Source organism: Herbaspirillum sp. GW822-FHT03A08, from assembly GCF_058801885.1.
In genome coordinates this window covers 232,205-245,803 of record NZ_JBXANR010000007.1, presented here as the reverse complement: position 1 = coordinate 245,803, position 13,599 = coordinate 232,205, and the positions used below count along the sequence as shown (strand labels likewise).

Annotated in this window: 11 protein-coding genes; all 11 read right to left on the bottom strand. The window is 58.3% G+C overall.

Annotated elements, in window-relative coordinates; translation table 11 throughout:
* Positions 1 to 26 precede the first annotated feature (26 nt).
* Positions 27 to 515 carry a CvpA family protein gene (locus tag AC1RN6_RS21995; protein ID WP_050478592.1) on the bottom strand — a complete coding sequence of 163 codons (489 nt, stop codon included), beginning with the start codon at positions 513 to 515 and terminating at the stop codon, positions 27 to 29.
* Between the two features lie 40 nt (positions 516 to 555).
* The gene (locus AC1RN6_RS21990; RefSeq protein WP_493007587.1) at positions 556 to 1,596 is read right to left on the bottom strand and encodes an SPOR domain-containing protein; all 1,041 of its coding nucleotides are present in this window, start codon (positions 1,594 to 1,596) and stop codon (positions 556 to 558) included.
* A gap of 135 nt (positions 1,597 to 1,731) precedes the next feature.
* Positions 1,732 to 3,039: a bifunctional tetrahydrofolate synthase/dihydrofolate synthase gene (folC, locus tag AC1RN6_RS21985; RefSeq protein WP_493007586.1), complete on the bottom strand. Its 1,308-nt coding sequence runs from the start codon at positions 3,037 to 3,039 to the stop codon at positions 1,732 to 1,734.
* A gap of 135 nt (positions 3,040 to 3,174) precedes the next feature.
* The gene (gene accD, locus AC1RN6_RS21980) at positions 3,175 to 4,047 is read right to left on the bottom strand and encodes an acetyl-CoA carboxylase, carboxyltransferase subunit beta (RefSeq protein ID WP_050478595.1); all 873 of its coding nucleotides are present in this window, start codon (positions 4,045 to 4,047) and stop codon (positions 3,175 to 3,177) included.
* A gap of 157 nt (positions 4,048 to 4,204) precedes the next feature.
* Positions 4,205 to 5,002, bottom strand: a complete 798-nt coding sequence (gene trpA / locus AC1RN6_RS21975) for a tryptophan synthase subunit alpha (RefSeq protein ID WP_493007585.1) — start codon at positions 5,000 to 5,002, stop codon at positions 4,205 to 4,207.
* A 119-nt stretch (positions 5,003 to 5,121) separates the two neighbouring features.
* Positions 5,122 to 6,381, bottom strand: coding sequence for a tryptophan synthase subunit beta (gene trpB, locus AC1RN6_RS21970; protein WP_493007584.1), 1,260 nt, complete (start codon positions 6,379 to 6,381; stop codon positions 5,122 to 5,124).
* Positions 6,382 to 6,425: 44 nt separating this feature from the next.
* On the bottom strand, positions 6,426 to 7,088 hold the full coding sequence (locus AC1RN6_RS21965) for a phosphoribosylanthranilate isomerase (protein WP_493007635.1): 663 nt from the start codon (positions 7,086 to 7,088) through the stop codon (positions 6,426 to 6,428).
* Between the two features lie 79 nt (positions 7,089 to 7,167).
* Positions 7,168 to 8,019: a tRNA pseudouridine(38-40) synthase TruA gene (gene truA, locus AC1RN6_RS21960; protein WP_493007634.1), complete on the bottom strand. Its 852-nt coding sequence runs from the start codon at positions 8,017 to 8,019 to the stop codon at positions 7,168 to 7,170.
* A gap of 250 nt (positions 8,020 to 8,269) precedes the next feature.
* Positions 8,270 to 10,975, bottom strand: coding sequence for a motility hub landmark protein FimV (locus AC1RN6_RS21955; protein WP_493007583.1), 2,706 nt, complete (start codon positions 10,973 to 10,975; stop codon positions 8,270 to 8,272).
* Positions 10,976 to 11,308: 333 nt separating this feature from the next.
* The gene (asd, locus tag AC1RN6_RS21950) at positions 11,309 to 12,415 is read right to left on the bottom strand and encodes an aspartate-semialdehyde dehydrogenase (RefSeq protein WP_094564811.1); all 1,107 of its coding nucleotides are present in this window, start codon (positions 12,413 to 12,415) and stop codon (positions 11,309 to 11,311) included.
* Between the two features lie 66 nt (positions 12,416 to 12,481).
* Positions 12,482 to 13,552, bottom strand: coding sequence for a 3-isopropylmalate dehydrogenase (gene leuB / locus AC1RN6_RS21945; protein WP_493007582.1), 1,071 nt, complete (start codon positions 13,550 to 13,552; stop codon positions 12,482 to 12,484).
* Positions 13,553 to 13,599 lie beyond the last annotated feature (47 nt).

Sequence of the window (13,599 nt, the reverse complement as noted above, 5' to 3'; positions counted from 1 at the left end):
GGTGGACTCCTAAACGAGAAACAAAATTAAAAATGGACGTGCTGCGCGAACTGGCCCGGCAAATAGGGTTTAACGGTCTCCGCGGCGGTTTCCGCCAACGGACTCAACCTCGCATCTTTCCAGAATGGCTGCTGCGGAATCGACGTCGTACCGCACAACAACACCACCGCCAGCACAATCACCGCGCCGCGCGCCAGGCCGAACACTGCGCCCAGGCTGCGATCGATCAGCGACAGGCCGCTCGCCTTAACCACTTCAGACATTGCTCTGGTCACCAGGCCCATCAACAGGCGCGTACCGATAAACAAGGCAATGAACCCCACAATCAATCTTGTCGACTCGCCCGGAATCACGTCGGGCAACATCGTCGCCAATGTTTCACCATAGGCGTTGGCGACGACTAATGCAATTACCCAACTGGCCAGCGACAGCACTTCCCTGACCAATCCACGTAACATGCTGATGATTACTGAACAAACCAGCACCAGCAATACCAGATAATCAAAAATCGTCACAATAACAACATAAGCAATATGCGACCGGTCATCGCGAAATTCAAGCCGGAACGATAGTGGCGTTCAGGCCGAGCTTATTAATCTTCACTCGCATCTTTTCGGCTTCGTCGCGGGTGGCAAACGGGCCGACGCGAATGCGCGTGCGGTCGCCCGACTGGGTCGCGACCTTTTGCGTGAAGGACTTGATGCCGGCGCTGTTGAGCTTGCCGCGCAGTTCATCGATTTTCTCTTGCGTCGCCAGCGCGGCGACCTGAATCACGAATTTGCCGCCTGCTGGTGCCGGTGTCGACGCTGCCGGCTTCTTGTCGGCTGTCGCAGACTTGCCTTCCAGAATCGCCATGGCGCGCGCCGCGTCGTCAGGCTTGTCCGCGGTCTTGGGCTTGGCGGCGGCGTCCTTCACGTCCTTCTTGTGATCATCCTTGCGCTCTGCAGGCTTGGCTGCGGTCTTGCTGTCTGTCTTACTGTCTTTTACGTCTGCTTTGGCTTCGGCTTTAGGTTCCGGCTTGGCGGCGGCCTTGGGCGCTTCCGGCTTATCAGCGGGTTTTTCTGCGACCGGTGCAGCCGGTTCGGAAGGTTTGGCAAGTGCTGCATTGGCGGGGCCGGAAGGCATAGCCGGGGCGCCGGGAGCGATGGCGGGCTTTTCCGCGGCAGGCGCCAGTGTTGCCGGATCGACAAACTCTTCCTTGGGCTGTACGGCTGCCGAAGCTACCGGTGCTGCAGACTTGGTATCGGCAGCGGCATCCTTAGTGGCATCCTTGCCGTCCTTGGAAGGAATCTGGATCGCAATATCGTCCGCCAGCGGGCGCGGTTCGGAATCGAGAATCATCGGCAGCACGATCACCACAGCCAGCACCAGTGCAACGGCGCCGATCAGGCGGCGGCGTGCGCGTTTCTTTTCCGGCAATACGGGGTCGACCGACTCTTCCTTACCCGCCTTGCCGGACTTGCGGGAGTTCCCGGCGCTGCGGCTGCCGCGGCTGTTCTGTGCGGCCGACGACTCGCCTGCGGAACGCGACAGGAATTCGCCTTGACCGGAAGCAGATTCCTGCTTGTTTTTACGAAAAAACGAGAACAAGCCCATGCTGATCTATGTAAGGTGGTCTGAAAAATGCGGATGACAAATATCGGGGGCAGCTAAAAGCAACTGAATGCATCGAAAAACAAACTGCAACATCACGGCCGGAAACGACGCAAACCGGAGCAAAACGGGAAAAACTCAATGCAATTCCGGCTTACGGGCTTGCATCACGCCTGCAACGGTGAGGAAGGATCCAAAAACCACAATTCTATCATTCTCGGTAGCTCTGCTCTGCGCATTTGCGAATGCAGCAGCCGGCGTATCGAAGGTTTCTATGGTGCAGGCCGCATCTGGCTTGAATTCCGGTTCGACGCCCGCTTCCAGCAATTTGTCCTTCAATTGCTGCGCCGTAGCAGCGCGCGGCAACGGCAAGCCGGTCACGCACCAGTGATCGATCTTGCCTTTGAGCTGATTGATGACGCCCTCGATGTCCTTGTCCAGCATGGAACCGAACACCGCGTAGGTGTAGGGATGAAAACCCATGTTGTCGAGATTCTGCGCCAGCGTGGCGGCGGCATGCGGGTTATGCGCAACATCGAGGATCACCAGCGGCTGGCCGGGCAAGACCTGGAAACGCCCCGGCAACTCGACCGTCGCCAGGCCGGTGCGCACTTCTTGCGCGCCGATGGGCAACACGTCGCGCAAGGCTTCCAGCGCCGCCAGCGCCGCGGAGGCGTTGAGCAACTGATTGGCGCCGCGCAGACTCGGGTAAGCCAGCGAATTGCGGCGTTGCCCGCGACCGCCGTAGGCCCACTGCTGCTTGTCGCCCTGATAGTTGAAATCGCGGCCCATCAGCCAGAGATCGGCGCCGATGGATTCTGCATGCTTGATGAGCGACTTCGGCGGTACCGGATCGCCGCAGATCGCGGTCTTGCCGGCACGATAGATGCCGGCTTTTTCAAAACCGATTTCTTCGCGCGTGGTGCCGAGGTATTCGGTGTGATCGATGTCGATGCTGGTGACGATGCCGACGTCTGCATCGATGACATTGACCGCATCAAGACGGCCGCCCAGACCGACTTCCAGAATGACGACATCCATCCTGGCATCGGCCAGCAGCTTCATGATGGCCAGCGTTGTGAACTCGAAATAGGTCAGCGAAATATCGCCGCGCTTTTCCTCCACCGCCTCAAACGCAGCGATCAGCGCAGCATCGGATGCAGGCACACCTTCGACGCGGGCACGCTCGTTGAAATGCAGGAAATGCGGCTTGATGTACAAACCCACGCGATATCCGGCGCGCATCAGGATCGATTCCAGCATGGCGCAGGTCGAGCCTTTGCCATTGGTGCCGGCCACCGTGATGACGGGGCAATCGAAACGGATGTCGAGCAATTCTTTGACCTTGCCGACACGCTCCAGCCCCATATCGATGGACTTGGTGTGGCGGGTTTCCAGAAGGGTCAGCCATTCGGCCAGGGTGGAAGGTTTTGCTTGCGCTTGCATGAGTTGAATCTACAGTGAATCTGAGATGACCTGCATGGAGCCGGGGGCCCGATGAATGACTTGAAATGACTTAAAAGCAAAAACCCGAACTTGCGTTGAACGACGACAAGTCCGGGTCCCTGTATGGCATCGCGATCAGGAAACGGTTTCGGCCGCCTGATTTTGCAGCAACGCCAGCAAACGTGCGATTTCTTCGCGCATCTTGCGACGGTCGACGATCATATCGATAGCGCCCTTGGTCACGAGGAACTCGGAGCGCTGGAAGCCTTCCGGCAACTTTTCGCGCACGGTATTCTCGATCACGCGCGGACCGGCGAAGCCGATCAGAGCTTTCGGTTCCGCCATCACGACGTCGCCCATGAAGGCGAACGATGCCGACACGCCGCCCATGGTCGGGTCGGTCAGCACACTGATGAACGGCAACTTCTTCTCAGACAGCTTGGTCAGCATGGAAGTGGTCTTGGCCATTTGCATCAATGACAACAAGCCTTCTTGCATACGCGCACCGCCGGTGGCGGTGATGCAGATGAACGGCACTTTTTGCTCCAGCGCCATTTGCGCGCCGCGGGCGAAACGCTCGCCGACCACGGAGCCCATGGAGCCGCCCATGAATTCGAATTCGAAGCAGGCAACCACGACCGGCAAGGTCATGATAGCGCCGCCCATGACGACCATGGCGTCGGTTTCGCCGGTGGATTCCAGCGCATCTTTCAGACGGTCAGGATATTTCTTGCTGTCTTTGAACTTGAGCGTGTCGACCGGCAGGGCTTCCTGGCCGATTTCATAGCGGCCGCCTTCGTCGAGCAGCGAATCCAGGCGCGCACGGGCGCGGATACGCATGTGATGGCTGCACTTCGGGCAAACGTGGAGATTGGATTCCAGATCAGTACGATAAAGCACTGCTTCGCAGGACGGGCACTTGACCCATAAACCTTCGGGTATCGACTTCCGGCTTGCGGAATCGCTACGTTGAATTTGAGGCGGGAGTAATTTCTCTAGCCAGCTCATAGAAACCTCTTTCTAATTTCCGGTGGCGCATTGTACCAGAGGCAAAGCCGCACAGCCGGAGACGATGATTTGATTGCTTTTCGATAATTTCTTTTGAGAAATCATGACGCCGGAGGGTCCAGAAATTTCTGCAAACACCCTCTTCATGATCCACAGATCAGGCGTCCATGGCCTTGCGGATATCCGTCACGAAAGCTTGGACAGCTTCAACTGCGCGCTCACGCGGCGTGTTTTCCAGTTCCTGAATAATGCGGCTGCCGATCACGACAGCGTCCGACACCTGGCTCACCGCTTTGGCAGTCGCACCGTCGCGAATACCGAAACCGACGCCGATCGGCAGTTTGACGTGCTTGCGGATTTCCGCAATGCGTTTGGCCACTTCGACGGTATCGATGTTGCCGGCGCCGGTCACGCCCTTGAGCGACACGTAATAGCAGAAACCGCTGCTGACCTTGGCGACTTGCTGGATACGTTCATCGGTCGATGTCGGCGCCAGCAAGAAAATCGGGTCGAGTCCCTGTGCCTGCATTTTTTGCGAAAACTCTTCGCATTCTTCCGGCGGGTAATCCACGATGATGGTGCCGTCCACACCCGCTTCTTTCGCCGCAGCAATGAAGGCGTCGACGCCGAAGCGTTCGAGCGGATTGGCGTAACCCATCAGCACCACTGGCGTGGTGGTGTTGGTCTTCCGGAACTCACGCACATAACCCAGCACGTCGCGCGTGCTGATGTTGAATTTCAGCGCGCGTTCGCAAGCGCGCTGAATGACCGGACCTTCTGCCATGGGATCCGAAAACGGCACCCCAAGTTCAAGAATATCGACGCCGCCCGCGACCAGCGCATGCAGCAAAGGCACGGTCAGCTCGGGCGCCGGATCACCGGCAGTGATGAAGGTGATCAGCGCCTTCTTGTTGCTGGCGGCCAGCGCGGTAAAAGTAGATTGAATACGGGACATGGTGTTGGAATGTGTTGTTCGTCGATTCGGCCAGCCCTGCTTTGTTTTTACCGCTTGCGGGCAGCGGATTAAAAGTCCGCTGCCCGCATGCAGAGCTGGAGCCTTTTTGCTATGCCTGCTTACCCCTGGCGCTGCTGGACAGTATGCATGTCCTTGTCGCCGCGTCCCGACAGATTGGCCAACACGATCTTGTCTTTCGGCAAAGTCGCGGCCAGCTTGGCGGCGTAGGCCAGCGCATGGCTCGATTCCAGCGCGGGGATGATGCCTTCAATGCGGCAGCAAGTGTGAAACGCCGCCAATGCCTCCTCATCGGTGATGCATTCATAGCTGGCGCGGCCGCTGTCTTTCAACCAGGAATGCTCAGGGCCGACGCCCGGATAGTCGAGACCGGCCGAAACCGAATGCGTCTCCATGATCTGGCCATTTTCATCCTGCAGCAGATAGGTGCGATTGCCATGCAGCACGCCCGGCGTACCGAGTGTCAGCGAAGCCGAATGGCGACCTGTGTCGAGACCGTCGCCGGCGGCTTCAACGCCGACCAGTTTGACGTCCTGATAGTCGATGTAAGGATAGAAGATGCCCATCGCATTCGAACCGCCGCCGACGGCCGCCACCACGTAGTCCGGCTGGCGGCTGGCGATCTCGGGCATTTGCACGATGCATTCATTGCCAATCACCGACTGGAAGTCGCGCACCATCATCGGATAAGGATGCGGCCCGGCGACCGTGCCGATGATGTAGAACGTGCTTTCGACGTTGGTGACCCAGTCGCGCATCGCTTCGTTAAGTGCATCCTTCAGCGTCTTGGAGCCGGATTCAACCGGCACCACTGTCGCGCCCAGCAGGTTCATGCGATAGACGTTCTGCAACTGGCGCTTGACGTCTTCGCTACCCATGTAGACGATGCATTCCATGCCGAAGCGCGCACAGATCGTCGCCGTCGCCACGCCATGCTGACCGGCGCCGGTTTCGGCGATGATGCGCTTCTTGCCCATGCGCTTGGCGAGCAAGGCCTGGCCGATGACGTTGTTGATCTTGTGCGCGCCGGTGTGATTCAGGTCTTCACGCTTGAAATAGATCTGCGCGCCGCCTGCCAGTTCGGACCAGCGCTTGGCGTGGTACACGGGGCTTGGGCGGCCGACGAAATGTTTCAGTTCGGTATGAAACTCCGCCAGAAACTGCTCGTCATTCTGATAGTGCGCATAGGCTTCGCGCAGTTCGGTCAGCGCGTGCGTCAGGGTTTCCGACGCAAAACTGCCGCCGTATTGGCCGAAATGGCCGCGCGCGTCGGGCAGATTGTATGGTGCAGTCTGATGCAAGGCTGCAGCAGCAACAGGCTGGCGCTCGGAGAAATTGCCGAGCGGATTCAATTCTTTCATGGGTATTCCTCTAGTGTTCTGGTGAGATGGCTGCCAGGTCTGCTTCAGGTAGCGTCCGCCAAACGTACCGCGCTGATGAAAGCGGCGATCTTGGCGGCATCCTTGATGCCTTTGGCTTGCTCGACACCACTGCTGATGTCGACGGCGTGCGGGCGCACGCGCTGCACCGCGTCAGTCGCGTTTTGTACGCTCAAGCCACCACTTAAAACGACCCGAGGCGCGAGTTCTTCTGGAATGAGAGACCAATCGAAAACCTTTCCGCTGCCGCCGTATTGCTCAACCAGGGTGTCAAGCAAGAGCCCCGTAAAAAAAGGACTGGCGGAACGATAATCCTGTTCGTATTTTATCAAATCCTCAGGCGCGGTCGAGCTTCCGATGCGTGCTGCGCGCATAAAAGGCCGTTTGACGGCTTGTGCAATCGCAGCGGACTGTTCCGGCGTCTCGTCGCCATGAAATTGCAACAACGACAAGGGTACCTGTTCCAACACGGCGCCAACCTCCTCGGCGCTGGCGTTAACGAACAATCCCACCGTTGAAATGAAAGGCGGCACAGCGCGAATCAGCTCCGCCGCCGCCGATGCGGTGACATGGCGCGGGCTTTTGGCGTAAAACACAAAGCCGATCGCATCCGCGCCGGCCGCGACAGCGGCAGCAACATCTTCAGCGCGGGTCAAGCCGCAAATCTTGATTCTGGTCCTGTGCATAATTGCTAAATGGGGTCGTAAAAGAAAGTGGCAAGACGGATGACGAGAGGACTAGTCTAACCGATTGAGGCATCCGGACGGATTACAGCCAGGGCCAGGATGCCTCTTCCTGCGGCAGTGACCAGCGCGCCGGATAATCGACTTTGGCTAGGTACAAGCCATCCGGCATGAATGTCGGCGCGGCAAGAGCACGGTCCTTTTGCGTCAGTATGTGTGCAACCCACTCCGGCGGCTGCCTGCCGTTTCCGACAAAAATCAGCGAACCGACGATATTGCGCACCATATGATGCAGGAAGGCGTTGGCTTTCAGCGTAAAGACGATCATGTCCCCATGGCGGCGCACCTGCAGCGACTCCATCGTGCGCACCGGCGACTTGGCCTGGCATTCCACTGCGCGAAATGTCGAAAAGTCATGCTGGCCGACCAGGTGATTCGCCGCTTGCTGCATCAGGTCCACATCCAGCGGACGGAAAGTCCAGCCGGCCTTGCCTGCCAGCAAAGGCGAACGCACCGGGTGGTTGTACAGCATGTAGTGATAGGTGCGCGCAGTGGCACTGAAGCGCGCATGAAAGCCGCCGTCACGCTCGGCGGCGCTATGCTCAGGGCCATCATTCACCGGCAGTTCAGTCGCCCAACGCACGGCAATCGACGGCGGCAAAAAGGCGTTGACGCCGCGCACCCACGAAGACTTGTCGCGCGCGATCACGGTGTCGAAATGCACGACTTGTTCCAGCGCGTGCACACCGGAGTCCGTACGGCCGGCGCAGGTGGTATCGATGTTGACCAGCGTGAATTGTTTCAACGCGGCCTCAAGCTTGTCTTGCACCGTCAGACCGTGCGGCTGGGTCTGCCAGCCTTGCCAGGAATTGCCGTCGTATTGAATGCCCAGCACGATACGGCGCAACGGGCGCAGTATCGCCGCAGAATTTGTCAGAGACTCTGCTTCTGTACCGTTGGGCAGCTCAGCAGAAATAGAGGGTGGGGATTCAGTCACAGTAGTTTGCTTCTGGTTTGCTTCCGGTTTGTTTCTGGCGTATTTCACTATTCATTGCACAGGTAATGCGGCTCGACTGCACGCTGCCATTGCGTGATCAGTCGCACATCAAGAAAAGCAAACGGGCGCCGGCATCGGCGCCCGTCTCCGGACCAGTCGTCCTGCAGAATGCGCGAAGTACGCGCCCTGCTTACGACAATTTGGACAACATATCCTTGGCGCGTTCTATCTGGCTGTCGCTGCCGCCGCGAATAACTTCATCCAGCAGTTCGCGCGCACCTTCCTTGTCACCGATTTCCTGATAGGCGGCGGCCAGATCCAGCTTGGTCGACATTTCGGCGGCAAAGGCCGATTCATCATCTTCCAGCACGTCAGGCTTAGGCGCTTCAACCGGCTCCGGCAAATCGAGGTCGATGTCGTTGACCGGCGGCGATGCCTTCGGCAAATCATCCAGCATGGCAGCAGCCGCAGAGGCACCTGCGTCCGCTGCCGCCTTGCCGCTGTCAAGCTCCAGATCGAAATCGATCTTGCTGCCGATGTCGGCGACCGGCGGCGTGGCACCCGGTTGAATTTCTGCGCCCTTGAAGTCGTCCAGATCAAACTCCAGACCTTGCTCTTCCGGAGCTGGTGGCTCCGGCTCAGGTTCTGGCGCTTTCTCGACGACCGGTTCTGCAACCTGCTCAGCTTCGGCCACGGCTTCTTCCGCCGGCGAGCCGCCATACAGCGGATTAGTCGGGTCAAGCACGATACCCATGGCTGCGGCTTGCTCCCATTCGGAACCGATGCCGCTGGTGGCGCCATGCAATTCTTTGGCGACGTCATTGAAACCTTCAACGTCCTGACGCTTGGAATAGATCTCCAGCAGCTTCAGGCGGATGGCCTGACGATCCGGGTCGCTCTTCAAGGCCAGACGCAAGATATCTTCGGCCTGCTCATCGCGGCCGTAAGAGATGTACATGTCCGCTTCCGAGATTGGATCAACCTCATCGGCGGCAGCTACAGCGGCGGCGGCTGCCACTTCGGGCACCGCTTCCGGAACAACGTCAGGCGCTGCTTCAGGTACTGCTACTGCAGCGGGTGCTGCGGGAGTCGGTTCAGGTTCTTTAGTTACCTTTCCCGGCTCATCCTCCTTGTCTGCATCGGCAGAAGCGGCAGTCGCCGCTTTCTTCCGATTGTTACGGACACGCACCACGCCCCAGGCAGCGAGCAGTGCGACCAGCGCGCCCGCGCCAGGCAAGACGAAAGGATTGTCTTGGATATTGTCAAAGAAGTTGGCTTTGACGGCTGGCGTCGGTGCGGCCACAACCTTCGGTGCGGCCGCTGGTGCTGCTGGTGCGGGCACGGGCGCCGGTGCTGCTGGCGCTTCAGACTTGGGCGGCTCAGCAGGCGCCTCGGCCGGCTTGGCTTCTGCCGGTTTCTCTTCCGGCTTTGCTTCCGCCGCTGGAGCTGGTTGTGCAGCAGGCGTTTCCGGCTTGGCGGCAGCGGCCTTCTGCTGCTCACTCATTTCCGCCAGTGTCTTGTTCTTGATCTCCAGCAGCTTTTGCAGATCGCTGACGTTTTTCTCAAGCGCCTTTACGCGCTCATTCGCTTCGGCAATCGCCTTGTCTGCTGCAATCTTTTCTTCCGCTGCCGCTTTTTCGGCGGCAGCACGGTCGCTCGCTCCGGCCTTCGAAAGTTGCAGCTTGTCCTTGGCATCGCCGGCGCCGGATTTTTCTTCGACGCGCGCAGTCACCTTGCCGCTGCTGCTTTGCCTTGTATCGCCAGCTTTACGCGAAGGTCCGTTGGCAACCTGCCCCGCAAGCTTGTTGCGATAGGCGTTGAAATCCTGAGCCTGCGCAACCACGGTCGTGTGCGCTTCGCTCTTGTCCACGACGGTTGCAGTTGCCGCATCCGGCACCGACAACACACGCCCTGCTCGCAGGCGGTTGATATTGTCGCCCATGAAAGCATCGGGATTGGCGCGGTACAGCGCGACCAGCATCTGATCCAGCGACACCGAGTTGTCTTTGGTGCGATTGGCGATTTCCGCCAGCGTGTCGCCCTCTTTCACCTTATACGATTTGCCGTCCGGCTTGGCTGCGCTGTCGGCCTTGCCGCCTTTGCCGCGTTTGCCTGAGGAGGCTGCTGCAGATGCAGCAGAAGATTCATCCGCCTTGCCTTCCACCTTCGCCGGAGCAGCCGCCGGAACGGTCTTTTCCGCGACGGCAGGCGGCACCGGTGCATTGGTCAAGCCGCTCTGATCACCGCTGCGGCCATTGCGAATCAATTCTTCCGCCAGGCTGGACGGTGCAGACTTGGTAACGATGCGCGAAGTCGGCTCTTCGTCGCTGTTATTCATTGCAGCAGCAGGAGCGACGGCCGCTGGCTTTGCGGGCGCAGCAGCGGCTGCCGGCGCGCTGACTGCAGGCTTGGCTGCAGGTGCAGAAGTCGGCGGGGTCGCCGGAGCCGATTGCGCCGTTTGCGGCTTGCGCATATCCGGCGGGTCGAGCAAGAAGGTATATTCGCGCACCAGACGCGAACCGCCACCGCTCAATTCCAACAGCAAGTCGACGAAAGGCTCATTAATGGCCTGCGACGAGCTGATGCGAATCAGTTGCTTTCCCTGACGTTGTTCGACCGAAAACCGCAACGACGACAACACCGGATTGAAATCGATATTGGCCTTCTTGAAAGCGTCCGCCGGTGCAAGTCGCGCTACCAGTGCGCCTTCTTCCTCTTTCGACACCGAGTTCAGCTCGATTTCCGCCCGCAGAGGTTGTCCGAGTGACGACAGCACCGTGAGTTTGCCCAGTCCGGCGGCATGCGCCCCCATTGGCAGAGCCAATGCCAGGGTCACGGCGGCACTCAGTGTTTTCAGGCGGGACAGCGCAAACTTGTTATGAGTATATAGAGGCATGTTTGTATGGTTTTAGATAGACGTTCTGTTAAAGAAGGCCTGAAAACTAAAATTTATTTCATCGATGACAATCAAAAAATCGACAACTCAATCAAAGCCCTCCAAATTGCCATGAAGCAATGGAATTGAACATCCCTCATAGTAAGGGGCTTTAATGACCGGATTGTTGACAGTGATGAGATAAATTCTGATTTTCAACATATCATCAAGAACTTAGGCCTGCAAGTGTAACCAAGTTCTCAAGATGGTCAAAACCCGCCAACATTCCAGCGAAGGAATGTTTGACGGGTTTGCGTTGCAAATTGACAACGGAAGGCTCAGCCTTCCGCGCCATTATTTACCCAGAATGATGCGCAGCATACGGCGCAGCGGCTCTGCAGCCCCCCACAGCAACTGGTCGCCAATCACAAAGGCGGAAATATATTCCGGCCCCTGATTCAGCTTGCGCACGCGGCCAACGCCGATTTCCAGACTGCCGGTGATTGATGCCGGCGTCAGTTCCTTGACGGTGATGGCGCGATCATTCGGCACCCATTTCACCCATTGGTTGCCCGAACGGATGATGGATTCGATATCGGCCAACGGCAGGTCGCGCTTGAGCTTGATGGTCAGTGCCAGGCTGTGGCAACGCATCGCACCGATACGCACGCACAAGCCATCGACAGGAATGACTTTCTCGCTGTCGAGGATCTTGTTGACTTCCGCCTGGCCCTTCCACTCTTCCTTGGACTGGCCGTTTTCCAACTGCGCATCGATCCATGGGATCAGGCCGCCCGCCAGCGGTGCGCCAAAATATTCGGTCGGCACATCTTCACGAATGGTCTTGGCGACTTTGCGGTCGATGTCCAGGATCGCCGACGACGGTGTCGCCAACTCATCGGCCACGGCTGCATTGATCACGCCCATGCCCTTCAGCAGTTCGCGCATGTGATTCGCGCCGCCGCCGGAAGCCGCCTGGTATGTCATCGAGCTGACCCACTCAACCAGACCTTCCTTGAACAGGCCGCCCACGCCCATCAGCAGGATGGAGTTGGTGCAGTTGCCGCCGATGTAATTCTTGACGCCCTTGGCCAGCGCGTTTTTGATCACATCGTTGTTGACCGGATCCAGCACGATCACGGCGTCGTCCTTCATGCGCAGAGTCGACGCCGCATCGATCCAATAGCCGTCCCAGCCGGCTGCACGCAGCTTAGGGAAGATCTCGGTGGTGTAGTCGCCGCCCTGCGCGGTAATAATGATGTCGCATTTTTTCAGCTCATCAATGCTGTTGGCGTCTTTCAGCGTCGTTGCCGTTTTGGCGAACGACGGAGCTTTACCGCCTGCATTCGAGGTCGAAAAAAATACCGGTTCGATGTGATCGAAATCACCCTCGTCCTGCATGCGTTGCATCAGGACCGAACCCACCATTCCACGCCAGCCAACTAAACCAACCAGTTTCATCATCTTTCCCTATTAATGAACTTCCATAATCAATGAACTACAACGTTAAAAAAACCACCGCCCCGATCAGCCCAATGCTTTGACGACTGCGTCGCCCATTTCCCTGGTGCCGACCTTGGTGGTGCCCTCTTCATAAATATCGCCGGTGCGATAGCCTTGTGCAAGGACTTTCTTCACCGCCGCTTCAATGCGATCTGCCTGTTCCGCCTTGTTCAGCGAGAAGCGCAGCATCATGGCCGCCGACAAAATGGTCGCCAACGGATTGGCGACGCCCTTGCCGGCGATGTCGGGTGCCGAACCGTGCGACGGCTCGTACAAACCCTTGTTGTTGGCGTCCAGAGATGCCGATGGCAGCATGCCGATCGAGCCGGTCAGCATTGCCGCGGCATCCGACAGGATGTCGCCGAACATGTTGCCGGTGACGATGACGTCGAAGTTCTTCGGCGCCTTGACCAGTTGCATTGCTGCATTGTCAACGTACATGTGGGTCAGTTCGACTTGCGGATATTCCTTGTGCACGTCGGTGACAATGTCTTTCCAGAACTGGAAAGTTTCCAGCACGTTGGCCTTGTCCACACTGCACAGACGGTTGCCGCGCTTGGCCGCTGCCTGGAAAGCGACGTGCGCGATGCGGCGGATTTCCGGCTCGCTGTAACGCATGGTGTCGAAACCTTCGCGTGCGCCCTTGAACGGACCGTCCGGCGCTTCGCGCATGCCGCGCGGCTGGCCGAAATAAATATCGCCGTTCAGTTCGCGCACGATCAGGATATCCAGGCCGGCAACCAGTTCAGGCTTGAGCGACGACGCGCCGGTCAGTTCCGGATAGCAGATCGCAGGACGGAAGTTGGCAAACAGTTGCAGATGCTTGCGCAGGCCCAGGATCGCTTGCTCAGGACGCAGCGGACGATCCAGCGTGTCGTACTTCCAGTCGCCAACGGCGCCGAACAGGATCGCATCGGCCTCCTTGGCCAGCTTCAGCGTGCCGTCCGGCAGCGGATGGCCGTGCGCTTCGTAACCTGCGCCACCGACCGGAGCAGTTTCCATTTCAAACTTTTCGCCCAGTGTATTGAGTACACGTACGGCTTGTTCAATGATCTCGGGACCGATGCCATCGCCTGGCAAAATTGCAATCTTCATGTCGTCGTCTTCTAGTCTTGGAAAATAATAGCGCCGGAGGCCACATC